An 18,358-nucleotide genomic window follows, 5' to 3' on the forward strand; every position below is an offset into this window, starting at 1 on the left:
GGGAAGGATTCGAACCTTCGAAGTCTGTGACGGCAGATTTACAGTCTGCTCCCTTTGGCCGCTCGGGAACCCCACCACTGGCCTTGCTTGCGAAACGTCTGTCTCGGTAAGCGGGGCGCATCATATCAAATGAAGCGCGCGTGTAAAGTATTGAAATGAAGAAAATGAATCGTTTGCCGATTTTTTACCCTTGGCGGTGCATCCCTGAACGAAAGGCACCGCTTTATTGAGCAATTACAGAATAACCGTCCGGTTGCCGTATACAAATACGCGCTGCGCCAACACGTGGTAAAGCGCACGGCTAAGCGCGTTTTTCTCAACGTCACGTCCGGCGCGCATCATATCTTCGGCAGAGTAGGTGTGATCGACGTGGATCACGTCCTGCATGATGATCGGGCCTTCATCCAGATTATCGTTAACGTAGTGCGCCGTGGCGCCGATGATTTTAACGCCGCGCTCGTAAGCCTGATGATAAGGCCTTGCGCCGATAAAGGCCGGCAGGAAGGAGTGGTGAATATTGATTACCTGGTTCGGGTAGTGCTGTACGAATGCTGGCGTCAATACGCGCATATATTTGGCCAGTACCACGTAGTCCGGTTGGTATTGGTCGATCTGGGCCATCATTTTCTGATCGTGCTGATCGCGAGTCAGGCCTTCATGGCTGACCAGATGGAATGGGATGTCGAAACGTTCTACCAGCGTTTGCAGCGTATCGTGGTTGCCGATAACCGCCGCGATCTCCACGTCCAGGCCACCGTAGGCGCTTTTCATCAGCAGGTCGCCCAGGCAATGTGCTTCTTTGGTCACCAGCACGACAATGCGGCGGCGGCCGGAGTTATGCAGTTCACGAACCGAGCCTGCCGGCAGCGCGCTGTCGAGATCCGCCAACAACGTGGTGTCGTTGAAAATGCCTTCCAACTCGGTACGCATAAAGAAACGACCGGTGCGGTGATCGACGAACTCGTTGTTCTGAACAATGTTGAGCTCATGCTTGTAGCAAATATTGGTGATCTTGGCGATCAGGCCTTTGGCATCCGGGCAAATGGTGCGCAAAACTTTTCTTTGTACATTTTGGTGTGGCATGGGGATGAGGATCCTGTCTGATACGGTATGTCCTGTCTGCGCAGGCGAGAATTTTATCGCTTTCATTTTCAGGCCATCGCCTGAAATCTCTTGAGCACGGTGACTGCCGGCTAACGCCCGCAGCACTTTTTATATTTTTTTCCTGAGCCGCATGGGCAAATGGCATTTCTGCCAGGCTGAGGTTTGGTTCCGTCAATATAATACCAGCGTTGGCCAAGCTGAAGGAAGCGCGAGCGTTCGTGCATCGCCCTTTGTTCACCGGTGCTGCCGTCGATGAAGCGGGCAATGAATTCGACAAAACCTTCACTGGCCTCATGGCCGGGTTTTTCTTCCACCACCGTCAGGCCGAGCCATTCGGTGTCTTTGAAACTGTCGACGATGCCATTGCGCCATTCTGCCGCGTGGCAGTCGGGGTGCCAGGTAGCAATCAGATAATCCACGTTGTGTTTTACGTAAGCGCTAAAGCGCGAACGCATTAACTGTCCGGGGGTCGATGGCGTTTGGCTACCGTTGATGTAGGGCTCGCAGCATGCGCTATACTCCACTCCGCCGCCGCAGGGGCATAATTCGGACAAGGTGACTCCTAAAATGGCCGGAACCTAAGGAACGGGCCGATGCCGAAAGAAATTTAGCGCATATGTTACCTAACATTATTCGATCGTGACAATCTACGCTGACAGCGTCATTGATACAATTCACCGTGCAAAAGGCGGAAACTATGCGAAAAATAAAGATTGGATTGGCATTGGGCGCGGGTTCGGCGAAAGGGTGGGCACATATCGGTGTGATCAACGCGCTAAAGAAGTTGGGCGTTGAGGTCGATATAGTAGCTGGCTGCTCGGTGGGTGCCCTGGTGGGGGCCGCTTTTGCCAGCCATCGTTTGCCCGCCATGGAAACCTGGGTGCGTTCGTTCAGCTATTGGGACGTGATCCGATTGATGGACTTGTCCTGGCAACGGGGCGGGCTGCTACGCGGTGAACGGGTTTTCAACGCGGTGGGACAATTGCTGAAGATCGATGATATCGCCGAGTGCTCACTCAAATTCGGCGCTGTGGCAACCAATCTCAGTACCGGGCGTGAGCTGTGGTTGACGGAAGGCGATATTCATCAGGCGGTGCGTGCGTCGTGCAGCATGCCGGGCCTGTTGGCACCTGTCTGGTTTGATGGCTATTGGCTGGTGGATGGCGCAGTGGTGAATCCTGTGCCTATTTCATTGACCCGTGCATTGGGCGCCGACATCGTCATTGCCGTCGATTTGCAGCATGATGCTCATTTAATGCAGCAGGACCTATTCTCGGTGCGCAATCACGATGTAGAGGCGCCGCAAGATCTTCCTGCGCGCAACTGGCGAGGGCGTTTAAGAGAACGAATCAGCAAAATGACGACCAGAAAGCCTAATTTCACCCCAACTGCGATGGAAATCATGGGGACGTCGATCCAGGTTCTGGAAAATCGCCTGAAACGTAACCGCATGGCCGGCGACCCGCCAGATGTGTTGATTCAGCCTTATTGCCCTCAGATTTCGACGCTGGATTTCCATCGCGCCGAGGAGGCGATTGCCGCTGGAAAACTGGCGGTGGAAAAACAGATCGATATGCTGTTGCCGTTGATAAAAAACAAATAACTACCGGTTTGCGGGAAAATACTCCACCGTTGGAAAAATTTCCGGCAAGCATAAATGGCCTTTTTGAGCCACTATTACACTATGGAAAGGGAAGAGGCACGGCTGATGGCATTACCATTGACTCACAAGCGCATTTTGGTGGTTGAGGACGAACTGGTTTTTCGTTCGGTGCTTGTTGGCTATTTGAAATCGTTGGGAGCAGAAACCAGTGAGGCGCCCAATGGTTTGCTGGCCTTGAGTCTGGTGGATGACGTTCATCCGGATTTAATCCTGTGCGATCTGGCGATGCCGGAAATGGACGGGATAGAGTTTGTCGAACATCTGCGCCTGCAGGGCGTGCAAATTCCGGTGTTGGTGATATCGGCAACCGATAAAATGGCCGATATCGCCAAAATGCTGCGGTTAGGCGTACAGGACGTACTGTTAAAGCCGGTGACCGATCTGAACCGCCTGCGTGAAGCTGTGTTGGGCTGTCTGTATCCCAACATGTTTACCTCCCCTGCGATCGAGGAAGTAGAGCTGCTGCAGGACTGGGACGCGCTGAGTAAAAACCCCTCCGAAGCGGTGAAGCTACTCAAACAGTTACAGCCTCCGGTGCAGCAGACCGTTGCCCATTGCCGGATCAATTATCGGCAATTAACCACCGGTGAAAACCCCGGACTGGTACTGGATATTGCGGCGCTGTCGGATAAGGATTTGGCTTTCTATTGTCTGGATGTGACGCGTGCAGGGGATAATGGCGTATTGGCGGCGCTACTGTTGCGAGCTTTATTTAATGGGTTACTGCAAGATCATTTAGCGAATCAGCGTCAAAGGCTGCCGCAAATGAGCGCATTGTTAAAGCAAGTTAATCAATTATTACGCCAAGGCAAGTTGGAAGGGCAATTTCCATTGCTGGTTGGTTATTATCACGCCGAATATAAAAACCTGATTCTGGTCTCCGCCGGTTTGCATGCCAATGTGAATACCGGTGACAATCAAATTCAATTGAGCAACGGTGTGCCGCTCGGCACGCTGGGTGCCACCTACATGAATCAGATCAGCCAACACTGTGCCGCCTGGCAGTGCCAGGTTTGGGGTTCTGGCGGGCGACTGCGTTTGATGCTGAGTGCTGAATAAACCTACCGGGACTTATAGTATTTGAAATTTAGCTATTTGACGTACTTGGTTTCACTTTAAGTGACCCATTAGGTGATTGTCTTAATTTTTTTCTATATCGTGCTGCGATTAATGTCAGAGACACATAAGCTGGTATACTCCGGTGGTTTTGTATAGCAGATAAAGCTCATAAAATGAGCGCTATTAAGAGAGGAAATAATGCCTGCTGTAAATCGTAAAGTCAGAAAGGCTGTGATCCCGGTTGCAGGCTTGGGAACACGGATGTTACCGGCGACAAAAGCCATTCCAAAAGAAATGCTGCCGCTGGTCGACAAACCCTTGATCCAATACGTAGTCAACGAATGTATTGCGGCGGGGATTAACGAGATTGTGCTGGTTACCCATTCCTCCAAGAATTCGATCGAAAACCATTTCGATACCAGCTTTGAATTGGAAGCGATGCTTGAAAAGCGCGTTAAGCGTCAGTTGCTGGACGAAGTGCAGTCCATCTGTCCGAAGGGCGTGACCGTGATGCAGGTACGTCAGGGCGTTGCCAAAGGGCTTGGGCATGCCATTATGTGTGCCTATCCGTTGGTGGGTGACGAGCCGGTGGCCGTGATTTTGCCTGACGTGATCCTTGATGAGTACAGCGCGGATCTTAAAAAAGACAACTTGCACGAAATGCTGCAGCGGTTTGAGCAAACCGGCATCAGCCAGATCATGGTTGAACCGGTTCCGCATAAAGATGTTGGTAATTACGGCGTGGCTGATTGCAAAGGCTATGCACTGCAGCCGGGTGAAAGTGCTCCGATGGTCAGCGTCGTCGAGAAGCCATCACCGGACGAAGCACCTTCCAATCTGGCGATTGTAGGACGCTATGTGCTTTCTGCGGATATTTGGCCGCTGCTGTCGAAAACCCCTCCGGGCGCTGGCAATGAAATCCAGCTTACCGACAGCATCGAAATGCTGATGCAGCAAGAAACGGTAGAAGCCTATCATCTGAAAGGGATCAGCCATGATTGCGGCAATAAGCTCGGCTATATGCAAGCCTTTGTCGAATACGGCATGCGCCATCCTGGGCTGGGCAAAGATTTTACTCAGTGGTTGAATCAGCTGCTGACCGCGGATAAGCAGTGATTTTTTTATCTTTCACCTTAATTTGAAAAACTAGGATTTTCACATGAAAGTGACAGTTTTTGGTATTGGCTATGTTGGCCTGGTGCAGGCTGCAGTGTTGGCTGAGGTCGGTCACGACGTTATGTGCATTGATATAGACGAATGCAAAGTCGAAAACCTGAAGAAAGGGAATATCCCTATTTTTGAGCCAGGATTAACGCCGCTGGTGCAACAAAACTATGAAGCCGGTCGTCTGCATTTTACTACCGATGCCAAGGCTGGGGTTGCGCATGGATCTATCCAGTTTATTGCTGTAGGTACGCCACCGGATGAGGACGGTTCTGCCGACCTGAAATATGTGACTGCCGTTGCGCGTACCATCGCGGAGCACATGACTGAACACAAGGTAGTGGTCGACAAGTCTACCGTGCCGGTCGGTACCGCAGACAAAGTGCGTCAGGTTATGGAAGAAACCTTGCAAAAGCGCGGCAGTAAAGTGCCTTTCGATGTGGTTTCCAACCCCGAGTTCCTGAAGGAAGGGGCAGCGGTAGCAGACTGCATGCGTCCTGAGCGCATCGTAATCGGCACCGATAACAAAGATGTGATCGAGCCTATTCGTGAACTGTACGAGCCGTTTAACCGCAATCATGATCGCATGATCATGATGGATATTCGCAGTGCAGAGTTGACCAAATATGCCGCCAACTGCATGCTGGCGACCAAAATCAGCTTTATGAACGAAATGTCCAACCTGGCCGAAATGCTGGGTGCGGATATTGAGAAAGTGCGCCAGGGTATCGGTTCAGACTCCCGTATTGGTTATCACTTTATCTATCCAGGCTGCGGCTACGGCGGCTCCTGTTTCCCGAAAGACGTTCAAGCGCTGATCCGCACTGCGGAACATATTGGCTACCAGCCAAAACTGTTGCAGGCCGTAGAGCAGGTTAACTACCAGCAGAAATATAAGTTAACCAAGTTCATCAAACACCACTTTGGTGAAGATCTGAAAGGTAAAACCTTTGCGCTTTGGGGGCTGGCTTTCAAGCCGAATACCGATGATATGCGCGAAGCCTCCAGCCGGGTGCTGATGGAGCAACTGTGGGAAGCGGGCGCTATCGTTCAGGCTTACGATCCGGAAGCGATGAATGAAGTGCAACGTATTTACGGTCAACGTGACGATCTGAAGCTGGTAGGGACCAAAGAAGCGGCGCTGCATGGGGCTGATGCGTTGGTTATCTGTACTGAGTGGCAGAACTTCCGTGCGCCGGACTTCGATGTGATTAAGGGCGCGCTGAAGCAGCCGGTGATCTTTGATGGTCGCAACCTGTTTGATCCAGAGCGTCTGGAAAGCCGCGGCTTTACTTATTATGCGATTGGACGCGGTGCGTCCATTCAGCCGGTTATTTAAGGGATACCTATGAAATTCCTGGTTACAGGCGCGGCAGGTTTTATTGGTTATCATACTGCTGAGCGTTTGTTGGCCGCCGGTCATCAGGTTGTCGGTATCGATAACCTGAATGATTATTACGATGTGGGCCTGAAAATGGCCCGTCTTGATCTGCTGGCGGATAAGCCAGCGTTCCAGTTTATTAAGCTGGATTTGGCCGATCGAGAGGGGATGGCGCAGTTATTCGCAGAGCACCAATTCCAACGAGTGATCCATCTGGGCGCGCAAGCTGGCGTGCGCTATTCGCTGGAGAATCCGTTGGCGTATGCGGACTCGAATCTTATCGGGCATTTAAACGTGCTGGAAGGCTGCCGACACAATAAAGTTGAGCATCTGTTATATGCTTCTTCCAGCTCGGTATATGGTCTGAATCGAAAGCTGCCATTTGCGACTGAAGATTCGGTCGACCACCCGATATCATTGTATGCGGCAACCAAGAAAGCCAATGAGTTGATGTCGCACAGCTATTCTCACCTGTATGGTCTCCCAACCACCGGCCTGCGTTTCTTTACCGTCTATGGTCCGTGGGGGCGTCCAGATATGGCGCTGTTCAAATTCACCAAGGCCATATTGGCGGGTGACAGTATCGATGTATATAACCACGGCGAGATGCACCGTGACTTTACCTACATCGACGATATTGCCGAGTCTATTGTCCGCTTGCAGGCGGTTATTCCCCAGCCAAATGCGGACTGGACGGTAGAGCAGGGATCGCCGGCGACCAGTTCTGCTCCATACCATGTTTATAATATCGGCAATAGCAGCCCGGTGAAGCTGATGAAATATATCAGTGCACTGGAGCAGGCGTTGGGGATTGAAGCGCGTAAAAATATGTTGCCTATGCAACCAGGCGATGTGTTGGATACCAGTGCCGATACTGCCGAGCTTTATCGCGTGATTGGATTTAAACCGGAAACCAGCGTTGAAGAAGGTGTGAAACGCTTTGTTGAATGGTATAAGTCGTTTTATAAAGCTCAGTAATTGAGCGATGCGGTAATGCTATAAGGGGCTCCGGCCCCTTTTTTTATGCCTTGTAAAAGAGAGGGGCGTGGTCGTTCGCCAACGGATAAACCGGGTCATCCATTAGGATTATTACGTAAAGGCTGATTGGCGCTCTAAAAAATCTGAAAAATAAGCATAACAAAAAGGCTCCCAAGGGAGCCTTTTTAACATGCAACGGAATGCTATTACAGCAGGAAATCGTCCAGAGATTTACCTTGCTCTTCGATAGCTTTCTTAATCACTGCTGGGGTACGGCCCTGGCCAGTCCAGGTTTTCAGTTCACCGTTTTCGTCTTTATATTGGTATTTAGCCGGACGTGCTGCACGTTTAGCTTTACCTGCGGCTTTAGTTGCAGCCATAGTTTGCAGCAGTTCATTTGGATCAATACCGTCAGCAATCAGCATTTCACGATATTGTTGCAGTTTACGAGTGCGTTCTTCAACTTCTGCTTGAGCCTGGCTGTCTTCTTCGCGACGTTCGTTCACAACAACTTCCAGTTTTTCAAGCATCTCTTCCAGCGTTTCCAGGCTGCATTCTCTGGCCTGAGCGCGTAGAGTACGGATGTTGTTCAAAATCTTTAATGCTTCGCTCATTGTCCTAGTCTCAAATTATATTGGTGGGGGGCGTCTGGATAATAATAGAGTGCTCTTTTCTTTTCTGCAATAGCCAAATTGAAAGGAACACTCAAATTTACCTTTAAAAGACCTAATCGGAACTCTCTGGTTAATATAGGCGGGGGAGATAAGTATTACAACCTCCATTTTTAAGTCAAATTTTCAACAGCGGCGGTATGTTTACTATGCCAGAATGGCATTCATGGCTAAGTTATAATTGTGTTTTATATCAATATTACGCCGAATTCTGTGGGTTAAATCACGCGATTTGTCTGCCAACACTGTAAACAATAGGGGTATATCAGTAAAGGTAACGTCAAGAACTGTACCCTTGGCTGCTTTATGTCATTAAATACTCTGGTATGGAGGCCAAGTGGTGTTAATAGATATAATCTTGCGTCAGCCCGCTGTTGTGGGGCGCTTCACTTCATTGGCATAACCATTAATGCCGGACGCTAATCATTAGTAGTAATTAAATGTGACGGCAGGCAGAAAGCATCTTGTAAATAGATGCAAAAGCTTAACGGGAGCAGACCGAAAAGTTTCATTTGAAAGTCTGGTATTGCTTTGTCCGCGGTATTGATTAATCCGAAGGTGTGAGCCGACGGGCGCCTTATGTTACACTTGGCTTCTGAATCAACCGCTGAATATTTCTTATACCATTGGAGTTGCTGGCCCATGGCTCAACTTTATTTTTATTACTCTGCTATGAATGCAGGGAAATCTACTGCGTTGTTGCAATCTTCATATAATTATCAAGAACGTGGTATGCGTACGCTGGTGTTTACCGCCGAAATAGATCACCGTTTTGGCGTGGGTAAGGTGAGTTCGCGGATCGGCCTGTCTTCCCAGGCACAGCTCTACAATAATGACTCTATGCTATTTGCGATGATTGCCCAAGAACATCAGCAGCAGCCTGTACATTGCGTTCTGCTCGATGAAAGCCAGTTCCTGACCAAACAGCAGGTTGAGCAATTGTGCGATGTTGTCGATCAGTTGGATATTCCGGTGTTGTGCTACGGTTTGCGTACTGATTTCCTGGGGGAACTATTTATTGGCAGTCAATATTTGCTGGCTTGGGCGGACAAACTGGTGGAGTTGAAAACCATTTGTCATTGCGGGCGTAAGGCGAATATGGTGCTGCGGCTCGATGAGAACGGGCAGGCGATGCATGCTGGCGAACAGGTGGTGATTGGCGGGAACGAAAGCTACGTCTCCGTCTGCCGTAAGCATTACAAAGAGGCTATACAGGCCTTGGAATGATTGCCTGAGCGCTACAGAGCGCCTTCTGGCGCGTTTGGGGGCTATTGAACAGACATGGCGGCTTGACCAATGATTTCGCCGCATAAAAAAACCGCCTTTCGGCGGTTTTTTGTTGGCTCATTCAATGAACCGTTATTTTTTGGTCTTCTTTACCGTCTTGGCGACAGCGACAACCGGTGCGGCCAGAACCTCTTCATCAACCGCTTCGCTGAATTTACGTCCGTAGAAGGTATCCAGCATGATTTGCTTGAGTTCAGCAATCAGCGGATAACGTGGGTTAGCACCGGTACATTGGTCGTCAAAGGCGTCTTCAGACAGCTTGTCTACTCTCGCCAGGAAATCGGCTTCCAGCACGCCGGCTTCGCGGATTGAAGCAGGGATGCCTAGTTCGGCCTTGATCTCGTCCAGCCAGGTCAGCAGCTTCTCGATTTTCTGTGCGGTACGGTCACCCGGTGCGCTCAGGCCGAGATGGTCAGCGATTTCAGCGTAGCGGCGACGCGCTTGTGGGCGGTCGTACTGGCTGAAAGCCGTTTGCTTGGTCGGGTTGTCGTTCGCGTTATAGCGAATGACGTTGGAAATCAGCATGGCGTTGGCCAAACCGTGTGGGATATGGAACTCGGAGCCCAGTTTGTGGGCCATTGAGTGGCAAACCCCGAGGAAGGCGTTGGCGAACGCGATACCGGCGATGGTCGCAGCATTGTGCACGCGCTCACGGGCTACCGGGTTCTTGGCACCTTCTTTATAGCTGGTTGGCAGATACTCTTTCAGCAGTTTCAACGCTTGCAGCGCCTGACCGTCGGAGTATTCGTTCGCCAGGACTGAAACATAAGCTTCCAGCGCGTGAGTTACCGCATCCAGGCCACCGAAGGCGCACAGGGATTTCGGCATGTTCATGACCAGGTTGGCGTCAACAATCGCCATGTCTGGTGTCAATGCGTAATCCGCCAGAGGATATTTCTGGCCGGTTACGTCGTCGGTCACTACTGCAAACGGCGTAACTTCTGAACCGGTGCCTGAAGTGGTGGTGACGGCAATCATTTTTGCCTTCACGCCCATTTTCGGGAACTTGTAGATACGCTTACGGATATCCATAAAGCGCAGCGCCAGGTCTTCGAAGTGGGTTTCAGGGTGTTCGTACAGCACCCACATGATCTTTGCAGCATCCATCGGTGAACCGCCGCCAAGCGCGATGATCACGTCTGGCTTGAAGGAGTTCATCTGTTCAGCGCCTTTACGCACGATGGACAGCGTTGGATCCGCTTCAACTTCAAAGAATACTTCTGTTTCAATGCCGTGCGATTTCAGAACGGAGGTGATCTGGTCTGCATAGCCGTTGTTGAACAGGTAGCGGTCGGTCACAATGAAGGCGCGTTTTGCCCCGTCGGTCGCTACTTCTTCCAGCGCGATTGGCAGTGAGCCACGGCGGAAGTAGATTGATTTCGGAAGTTTATGCCACAACATGTTTTCTGCTCGCTTCGCTACAGTTTTCTTGTTGATCAGGTGTTTTGGACCGACGTTTTCAGAGATGGAGTTACCGCCCCAGGAACCGCAGCCCAGCGTCAGAGACGGAGCGAGTTTGAAGTTGTACAGGTCACCGATCCCACCCTGAGAAGCAGGGGTGTTGATCAGGATACGCGCGGTTTTCATCTTGTCGCCGAAGAAGGCTACGCGTTCCGGCTGGTTATCCTGGTCGGTGTACAGACAAGAGGTGTGACCGATACCGCCCATGGCGACCAGTTTTTCCGCTTTGCTGACGGCGTCTTCAAAGTCTTTGGCGCGATACATAGCCAGCGTTGGCGACAGTTTTTCGTGAGCGAAAGGTTCTGACTCATCGACCAGCTTCACTTCACCGATCAGCACTTTAGTGCTTGCCGGGACTTTGATGCCTGCCATTTCAGCGATTTTCGGTGCTGACTGACCGACGATAGCCGCATTGAGGCCACCGTTTTTCAGGATGATGTCCTGTACGGCTTTCAGCTCTTTACCCTGCAGCATGTAGCCGCCATGGGAAGCGAAACGTTCGCGCACTGCGTCATAGATGGAGTCAACCACGATGACGGATTGCTCAGAGGCGCAAATCACACCGCTGTCGAAGGTTTTAGACATCAGAATAGAGGCCACGACGCGTTTGATATCCGCCGTTTCGTCAACCACTACCGGGGTATTACCCGCACCCACGCCGATGGCCGGTTTGCCGGAGCTGTAGGCTGCTTTCACCATGCCTGGGCCACCGGTGGCCAGGATCAGGTTGATGTCAGGGTGGTGCATCAGCTGGTTGGAGAGTTCAACGGTAGGTTGATCGATCCAGCCGACGATGTCTTTTGGCGCACCGGCGGCAATCGCTGCCTGCAGCACGATATCAGCCGCTTTGTTGGTGGCGTTTTTCGCACGTGGGTGCGGAGAGAAGATGATGCCGTTACGGGTTTTCAGGCTGATTAACGCTTTGAAAATGGCCGTCGAAGTTGGGTTGGTGGTGGGTACGATACCGCAAATCAGGCCGATAGGTTCGGCGATGGTGATGGTACCGAAAGTATCGTCTTCAGACAGGATACCGCAGGTTTTTTCATCTTTATAGGCGTTATAGATAAACTCTGATGCGAAGTGGTTCTTGATCACTTTATCTTCAACGATACCCATACCGGATTCTTCAACGGCCATTTTAGCCAGAGGAATACGGGCATCGGCAGCGGCGAGGGCAGCAGCGCGGAAAATTTTATCAACTTGCTCTTGAGTGAAGTTGGCATATTCGCGCTGGGCTTTTTTGACACGTGCAACTAGCTCGTTCAGTTCAGCGACATTTGTTACAGCCATAATGCTCTCCTGATAATGTTAAACTCTTTCAGTAAATCAGCCGTGCGAGCAACTAGTATAGACAGATCGGTGGAAAATGCTGTTTTAAAAACAAAGGTTTCCCATCTTTTTGTGCTGCATGTTGCTGATTTGCTTAAAGAGCTTTACCCGATGCCTCAGCAGGAGAAGACAGCGGGCCGAACAGAGATGCCACTTTTTCCTTAACCTGTTCTACTCCCTGACTACGACTAAGAGCTTAACTACTCTTGGGTAGTGATTATGTGATTTAAATCAAAAAAATCGCATGCTGACACCATTCAGCCATGGGTTTTGAGAATCATTCTTAATAACTGCGATGTCAGGCACTTTTTTCAACATAAAAAATCATAAACCGTACATTACGTTAACAATGGTGATTTGCTTTATCAATACACGTATTAATAGATAAAAATCCTGCTGATGACCAATGGATAACCTGTGGCAATTCCATTACATTAGCGCGCGTAGGCAGTGTCACTTTTAAAGCTATTAAAGCGGAGTCATTTGTGGGCCAATCTCTGTTGGATTTTTCCGGCTACATTAAATTTTTTGTCGGCCTGTTTGCGCTGGTGAACCCGGTGGGCATTTTGCCGGTATTTATCAGCATGACCAGCTACCAGGCAGCTGCCGGGCGCAACAAAACCAACCTGACCGCCAATCTGTCGGTCGCCATTATCCTGTGGACCTCGCTATTTTTGGGGGAAGGGATTTTGCGCATGTTCGGCATCTCAATCGATTCCTTCCGCATTGCCGGTGGCATCCTGGTGGTTACCATTGCAATGTCGATGATCAGCGGCAAACTGGGGGAAGACAAACAGAACAAACAGGAAAAATCAGAAAGCGCGATCCGCGAAAGCATTGGCGTTGTGCCACTGGCACTACCGCTTATGGCCGGGCCGGGTGCGATCAGCTCCACCATCGTTTGGAGTTCCCGCTACCATAGCTGGCAGAACCTGTTGGGCTTTACTCTGGCTATCGCGTTGTTTGCCTTTTGCTGTTGGCTGTTGTTCCGGGCTGCGCCTTTGTTGGTGCGTTTATTGGGGCAAACCGGCATTAACGTCATCACCCGAATCATGGGTTTATTGCTGATGGCTTTAGGTATCGAATTTATCGTTACCGGTATTAAGGCCATATTCCCGGGGCTGTTGTAATCCGGCGAGGGAGTCGTGAATAGGGCGATTCGCGACTCAAATTAATTTTAAAAATTAAAATCAATTATTGGTTCGCATTAATATAGTGCGCAATATGAATGAATTTTATTCACTTGCACCAGGATGTGGCATAAATCTCAATTTGTTGCTCAATAAAAACGCTAAGCGTTGTTTTTACCCCTTATCCTCCCCAGTTTTTGCCCTTTTTCTGCCTCCTAACATCAAATCCGCTGTTAATTTAATCACATCATTCTGTAGGGCTTGTCTCGCTTTCATCCAGGTGTTATTAGTGATTAACCGCACATAAGCAGGTGTTTGTTCTTTGAACGGTCGGTTTGTTAACTGAATGTTTCTTTGTCTGTTTTGCCAGTTTGCTTCGTGCCGTCAGGATAAGGCTTGCTTTATTTTATCTAATTAAAATCAATTGGTTATGTTGTGTGACTGTCACCCTCGTCCGGGGGGTACAGATCGGGCTTGATGCAATAAAAGAGAATTGCTTAACATTTCTGTAAAAATTATTGGCTATGGAATTTGCCTTCTGCTAATTTCCGAGCAACTTTCTACGCGCAATTAACGCGATTGCGTCGTCAAAGTGGGAATGATTTTTGCTGGTGTCTGTTTATTTAGAATTCTTATAAATACTTCACGAATATCGATAAGCAATGCTTGTTGGTGAAAAGGAGCCTCGACCATGCAGCAAACCCGAAAGCGTACTCCATTGGCTATGTTCATTGCCGGCTTGCTGAGTATCAGCGCCGTATATTCTGCTCAGGCGGCCGACGTTCCGGCCGGAGTGCAATTGGCTCAGCAGCAGAACATTGTAATTAACAACGGCACGGAAGTGGCTTCGTTGGATCCGCATAAGGTCGAGGGGATACCGGAAAGTAATATTATTCTTAACCTGTTGGAAGGGCTGGTCAGCACCGATGCCAATGGGCATGTGGTACCGGCGGCGGCAGCCCAATGGGAAAATCAGGATTTCAAAACCTGGACTTTCCACCTGCGTCCGGACGCGGTGTGGAGCGACGGCTCCCCGGTTACCGCACAGGACTTCGTTTATAGCTGGCAGCGCCTGGCCGATCCGAAAACCGGCTCGCCTTACGCCAGCTATCTGCAGTACGCCAAAATTGAAAATATCGACGACATCCTGACCGGCAAGAAAACGCCGCAAAGCCTGGGTATTAAAGCCATCGATGATAAAACGCTGCAGGTCACGCTGAGCGAACCGGTACCTTACTTCATTAGCATGCTGAGCCACACCTCGCTGAAGCCGGTAAAACGTTCGGTGATCGAGAAGTTTGGCGAGAAATGGACGCTGCCGGCGAACTATGTCGGCAATGGAGCCTATCGCTTGAAAGAGTGGGTGGTGAATGAGCGTATTGTGCTTGAACGCAGCCCGAGCTATTGGAACAACAAGAAAACGGTGATCGATAAGGCGACGTTCTTGCCGATCGCCTCCGAGGTCAGTGACGTTAACCGCTTCCGCAGTGGTGAAATTGATATCACCAACAGCGCCATCCCGCCGAACCTGTTCGCGAAGATGAAGAAAGAGATCCCTGAGCAACTGCACGTTAACCCTTATCTGTGCACCTTTTATTACGAGATTAACAACCAGCGTGCGCCCTTTACCGATCCGCGAGTGCGCGCTGCCGTGAAACTTACGCTGGACCGCGACATTATCGCCAACAAAATCATGGGCCAGGGTCAGATCCCGGCGTTCAGTTTCACCCCAACCTTTACTGAGGGCGCCAAATTCACCGCGCCGGCGTGGGCGAGTTGGAGCCAGGAACAGCGCAATGCCGAGGCCAGGAAGCTGCTGGAGCAAGCCGGTTTCAGCGCCGCCAAACCGCTTAAGTTCACGCTGCTGTACAACACCTCCGACCAAAATAAGCAGCAGGCCATCGCCGCCGCTTCGATGTGGAAGAAAAACCTCGGCGCTGAGGTGACACTGCGTAATCAAGAATGGAAAACCTCGCTTGAAAGCCGCCATCAGGGGCAGTACGACATAGCGCGTGCCACCTGGTGCGGTGACTATAACGAGCCGAGCGCATTCCTCAATCTGGTGCTTTCCAACAGCAGCATCAACACCATTTTTTACAAGAGCCCGGCGTTTGACGCCCTGATGGCCAGCACGCTAAAAGCGCCGGACGAGGCTGCACGCGCCGCCCTTTATCAGCAGGCAGAAGCTCAGTTAGATAAAGATTCGGCGTTGATTCCGGTGTATTACCGCGTCAGTGCCCGCCTGATCAGACCGTCGGTGGGGGGCTTTACCGGTAAAGATCCGCTGGACTACACCGATGTGAAAAATCTGTACATCATCAAGCAGTAACGAGGGGTATTACGCCACGCCATCAGCGGTGGAGTAATACAGGGAAGGCCGCCTGCCGTATTCGTTCAGCGGCAGCCGGTATAACAAGGTCCGCTCACGGGCAACGCAGGCTCCACGATGAGCCTGTGATAATAAAAACTGGAGTATACACATGACCAACATCACGAAAAAAACCATCCTTGCGGCCGGCATTATTGCCGCGCTGGGTATCACAGCAACCGGAAGTGCTTTTGCGGCCGACGTGCCGGCGGGCGTGCAACTGGCGGACAAACAAGAGATCGTTAAGAACAACGGTTCGGAAGTGCAATCGCTCGACCCGCATAAAATCGAAGGCGTGCCTGAAAACAACGTAACGCGCGATCTGATGGAAGGCCTGGCCAACAACGGCCTGGATGGTTCCATTGTCCCGGGCGTAGCGGAAAGCTGGGATAACAAAGATTTTAAAGTCTGGACCTTCCATCTGCGTAAAGACGCAAAATGGTCGAACGGCAAGCCGGTCACGGCGCAAGATTTCGTGTATAGCTGGCAGCGCGTGGTGGATCCGAAAACCGCATCACCTTATGCCAGCTACCTGCAATATGCCCACGTAGAAAACGTGGATGACGTCATCGCCGGCAAGAAAGATAAGTCTACCCTGGGCGTGAAAGCCATTGATGACCATACCTTCCAGGTGACTCTGACCGAGCCGGTGCCATACCTGGTTGAAATGACGCCGCACTATGCGATGAAGCCCGTATATAAAGAAGCGGTCGAGAAGTTTGGCGAGAAGTGGACCTTACCGGCCAACTACGTCAGCAACGGCGCTTACAAACTGAAAGATTGGGTGGTTAACGAACGTATTGTGCTGGAACGTAACCCGGAATATTGGGATAACGCGAAAACCATCATCAACAAAGTGACCTTCCTGCCAATATCTTCGGAAGTGACCGACGTTAACCGTTACCGCACCGGCGAAATCGACATGACCTATAACAACATGCCGATCGAACTGTTCCAGAAGTTGAAAAAAGAGATCCCGAAAGAGGTTCACGTAGATCCTTATCTGTGTACCTACTACTACGAAATCAACAACCAGAAAGCGCCATTTACCGACGCACGCGTGCGTGAAGCGCTGAAATTGGGTCTGGATCGCGACATCATCACCAATAAAGTGAAAAACCAGGGCGATCTGCCGGCTTACAGCTTCACACCACCATACACCGACGGCGCCAAACTGACTCCGCCTGAGTGGTTCAGCTGGACGCAAGAAAAACGCAATGAAGTGGCGAAAAAGCTGCTGGCCGATGCAGGCTATGGCCCAGGCAAACCGCTGACTTTCTCCCTGTTGTACAACACTTCAGATCTGCATAAGAAGCTGGCGATTGCCGCAGCCTCCATCTGGAAGAAAAACCTGGGTGTGGATGTGAAGTTGGTGAACCAGGAGTGGAAAACCTTCCTGGATACCCGCCATCAGGGGACCTACGACGTTGCGCGTGCCGGCTGGTGTGCAGACTACAACGAACCTAGCTCGTTCCTGAACATGATGCTGTCTGACAGCAGCAGTAACACCCCGCACTATAAGAGCGCCGAATTCGATAAGCTGATGGCCAATGTGCTGACGGCGAAAACCAAAGAAGAACGTGCCGAGCTGTATCAGAAAGCCGAAGTTCAGCTGGATAAAGATTCTGCCATCGTTCCGGTTTATTACTACGTGAATGCCCGTCTGGTGAAACCTTATGTTGGGGGTTATACCGGTAAAGACCCGCTTGATAACGTGTACGATAAAAACCTGTACATCATCAAGCATTGATACGGTAAGTGCCGGCGGTGTTAACCGCCGGCCCATGTTGTGAATAATAAGCCGTTATCAGGCTGCAACACAGGGTTAGGGCAATGCTTAAATTTATATTTCGTCGCTTATTGGAAGCGATCCCGACGCTTTTTATTCTGATCACCATCTCCTTCTTTATGATGCGCCTGGCGCCCGGCAGCCCATTTACCGGCGAACGCGCGTTGCCGCCGGAAGTGATGGCCAACATTGAAGCCAAATATCATTTGAACGATCCTATCTGGAAACAGTACGGCCATTATCTGGCCCAGCTGTCGCAGGGCGATTTTGGTCCTTCATTCAAATATAAAGATTATTCGGTCAACGATCTGGTGGCTGCTTCATTCCCGGTCTCTGCCAAACTGGGCCTGGCCGCATTTTTGCTGGCGGTGATCCTGGGGGTTAGCGCCGGTGTGGTGGCTGCGCTGAATCAAAATACCAAATGGGACTATACGGTGATGGGTTTTGCCATGACCGGGGTGGTGATCCCCAGTTTCGTGGTGGCGCCGTTACTGGTACTGATCTTCGCCATCACGCTGAAATGGCTGCCGGGTGGGGGCTGGAACGGCGGGGCACCGAAATTTATCATCTTGCCAATGGTGGCGCTGTCGTTGGCCTATATCGCCAGTATCGCCCGTATCACGCGTGGCTCGATGATTGAAGTGCTGCATTCAAACTTTATCCGTACCGCGCGCGCCAAGGGTTTGCCTATGCGCCGCATTATATTGCGCCATGCGTTGAAGCCTGCGTTATTGCCCGTGCTTTCCTATATGGGCCCGGCGTTTGTCGGCATCATCACGGGGTCAATGGTTATCGAAACCATTTACGGCCTGCCGGGTATCGGCCAGCTGTTTGTTAACGGCGCGCTTAACCGCGACTACTCTTTGGTATTGAGTCTGACCATTCTGGTTGGCGCTCTGACTATCCTGTTTAACGCGATCGTGGACGTGCTGTACGCCGTTATCGATCCAAAAATTCGTTATTAAGCTGGAGCA

General features: G+C 50.8%; 14 protein-coding genes. 10 read left to right on the plus strand and 4 right to left on the minus strand.

The genetic code is table 11. The features are described from left to right. Window positions 1-234: 234 nt before the first annotated feature. Both purU and AC1RKC_RS00010 read right to left on the minus strand, forming a co-directional pair. Complete coding sequence (gene purU / locus AC1RKC_RS00005) at window positions 235-1,083, minus strand: formyltetrahydrofolate deformylase (protein ID WP_020827197.1); 849 nt, start codon at window positions 1,081-1,083, stop codon at window positions 235-237. 110 nt (window positions 1,084-1,193) lie between these two features. Continuing rightward, window positions 1,194-1,658, minus strand: a complete 465-nt coding sequence (locus AC1RKC_RS00010; protein ID WP_046373374.1) for a YchJ family protein — start codon at window positions 1,656-1,658, stop codon at window positions 1,194-1,196. Window positions 1,659-1,801: 143 nt separating this feature from the next. Between AC1RKC_RS00010 and rssA the strand changes: the two genes are divergently transcribed. From rssA to AC1RKC_RS00035, 5 genes are all read left to right on the plus strand, one after another. Beyond that, window positions 1,802-2,707 (plus strand): patatin-like phospholipase RssA, encoded by a 906-nt coding sequence (gene rssA / locus AC1RKC_RS00015; protein WP_020827195.1) that lies wholly within the window; start codon window positions 1,802-1,804, stop codon window positions 2,705-2,707. 105 nt (window positions 2,708-2,812) lie between these two features. Further along, window positions 2,813-3,826 carry a two-component system response regulator RssB gene (gene rssB / locus AC1RKC_RS00020; protein ID WP_041415428.1) on the plus strand — a complete coding sequence of 338 codons (1,014 nt, stop codon included), beginning with the start codon at window positions 2,813-2,815 and terminating at the stop codon, window positions 3,824-3,826. A 198-nt stretch (window positions 3,827-4,024) separates the two neighbouring features. Further along, window positions 4,025-4,942 carry a UTP--glucose-1-phosphate uridylyltransferase GalU gene (galU, locus tag AC1RKC_RS00025; RefSeq protein WP_261135438.1) on the plus strand — a complete coding sequence of 306 codons (918 nt, stop codon included), beginning with the start codon at window positions 4,025-4,027 and terminating at the stop codon, window positions 4,940-4,942. A gap of 43 nt (window positions 4,943-4,985) precedes the next feature. Beyond that, window positions 4,986-6,329: a UDP-glucose dehydrogenase family protein gene (locus AC1RKC_RS00030; protein ID WP_116690338.1), complete on the plus strand. Its 1,344-nt coding sequence runs from the start codon at window positions 4,986-4,988 to the stop codon at window positions 6,327-6,329. Between the two features lie 9 nt (window positions 6,330-6,338). After that, entirely contained in the window at window positions 6,339-7,349 is a 1,011-nt protein-coding gene (locus tag AC1RKC_RS00035) for an NAD-dependent epimerase (RefSeq protein WP_115058678.1), read from the plus strand. 206 nt (window positions 7,350-7,555) lie between these two features. Here the strand turns inward: AC1RKC_RS00035 and hns are convergent, their stop codons facing one another. Then, entirely contained in the window at window positions 7,556-7,963 is a 408-nt protein-coding gene (gene hns / locus AC1RKC_RS00040; protein WP_006321188.1) for a histone-like nucleoid-structuring protein H-NS, read from the minus strand. Window positions 7,964-8,662: 699 nt separating this feature from the next. Here hns and AC1RKC_RS00045 point away from each other — a divergent pair. Next, window positions 8,663-9,247: a thymidine kinase gene (locus AC1RKC_RS00045; RefSeq protein ID WP_020827190.1), complete on the plus strand. Its 585-nt coding sequence runs from the start codon at window positions 8,663-8,665 to the stop codon at window positions 9,245-9,247. Window positions 9,248-9,379: 132 nt separating this feature from the next. Here AC1RKC_RS00045 and adhE read toward each other — a convergent pair whose 3' ends face one another. Then, the gene (adhE, locus tag AC1RKC_RS00050) at window positions 9,380-12,058 is read right to left on the minus strand and encodes a bifunctional acetaldehyde-CoA/alcohol dehydrogenase (protein ID WP_261135436.1); all 2,679 of its coding nucleotides are present in this window, start codon (window positions 12,056-12,058) and stop codon (window positions 9,380-9,382) included. 524 nt (window positions 12,059-12,582) lie between these two features. Between adhE and AC1RKC_RS00055 the strand changes: the two genes are divergently transcribed. The 4 genes from AC1RKC_RS00055 to oppB all read left to right on the plus strand — a co-directional run bounded on the left by AC1RKC_RS00055 (window position 12,583) and on the right by oppB (window position 18,349). Beyond that, on the plus strand, window positions 12,583-13,227 hold the full coding sequence (locus AC1RKC_RS00055) for a YchE family NAAT transporter (RefSeq protein WP_020827188.1): 645 nt from the start codon (window positions 12,583-12,585) through the stop codon (window positions 13,225-13,227). A 691-nt stretch (window positions 13,228-13,918) separates the two neighbouring features. After that, on the plus strand, window positions 13,919-15,556 hold the full coding sequence (locus tag AC1RKC_RS00060) for an ABC transporter substrate-binding protein (RefSeq protein WP_046373378.1): 1,638 nt from the start codon (window positions 13,919-13,921) through the stop codon (window positions 15,554-15,556). Window positions 15,557-15,707: 151 nt separating this feature from the next. Further along, the gene (oppA, locus tag AC1RKC_RS00065; protein ID WP_020827186.1) at window positions 15,708-17,345 is read left to right on the plus strand and encodes an oligopeptide ABC transporter substrate-binding protein OppA; all 1,638 of its coding nucleotides are present in this window, start codon (window positions 15,708-15,710) and stop codon (window positions 17,343-17,345) included. An 83-nt stretch (window positions 17,346-17,428) separates the two neighbouring features. Beyond that, window positions 17,429-18,349, plus strand: coding sequence for an oligopeptide ABC transporter permease OppB (oppB, locus tag AC1RKC_RS00070; protein WP_020827185.1), 921 nt, complete (start codon window positions 17,429-17,431; stop codon window positions 18,347-18,349). Window positions 18,350-18,358 lie beyond the last annotated feature (9 nt).

The organism is Serratia sp. GW822-FHT06E05, assembly GCF_058799445.1.

Coding starts and splice junctions, on each gene's coding strand:
- AC1RKC_RS00035 (WP_115058678.1), top strand. CDS start 6,339: ATGAAATTCCTGGTTACAGGCGCGGCAGGTTTTATTGGTTATCATACT.
- AC1RKC_RS00060 (WP_046373378.1), top strand. CDS start 13,919: ATGCAGCAAACCCGAAAGCGTACTCCATTGGCTATGTTCATTGCCGGC.
- oppB (WP_020827185.1), top strand. CDS start 17,429: ATGCTTAAATTTATATTTCGTCGCTTATTGGAAGCGATCCCGACGCTT.
- hns (WP_006321188.1), bottom strand. CDS start 7,963: ATGAGCGAAGCATTAAAGATTTTGAACAACATCCGTACTCTACGCGCT.
- adhE (WP_261135436.1), bottom strand. CDS start 12,058: ATGGCTGTAACAAATGTCGCTGAACTGAACGAGCTAGTTGCACGTGTC.
- AC1RKC_RS00030 (WP_116690338.1), top strand. CDS start 4,986: ATGAAAGTGACAGTTTTTGGTATTGGCTATGTTGGCCTGGTGCAGGCT.
- galU (WP_261135438.1), top strand. CDS start 4,025: ATGCCTGCTGTAAATCGTAAAGTCAGAAAGGCTGTGATCCCGGTTGCA.
- oppA (WP_020827186.1), top strand. CDS start 15,708: ATGACCAACATCACGAAAAAAACCATCCTTGCGGCCGGCATTATTGCC.
- purU (WP_020827197.1), bottom strand. CDS start 1,083: ATGCCACACCAAAATGTACAAAGAAAAGTTTTGCGCACCATTTGCCCG.
- AC1RKC_RS00045 (WP_020827190.1), top strand. CDS start 8,663: ATGGCTCAACTTTATTTTTATTACTCTGCTATGAATGCAGGGAAATCT.
- rssA (WP_020827195.1), top strand. CDS start 1,802: ATGCGAAAAATAAAGATTGGATTGGCATTGGGCGCGGGTTCGGCGAAA.
- rssB (WP_041415428.1), top strand. CDS start 2,813: ATGGCATTACCATTGACTCACAAGCGCATTTTGGTGGTTGAGGACGAA.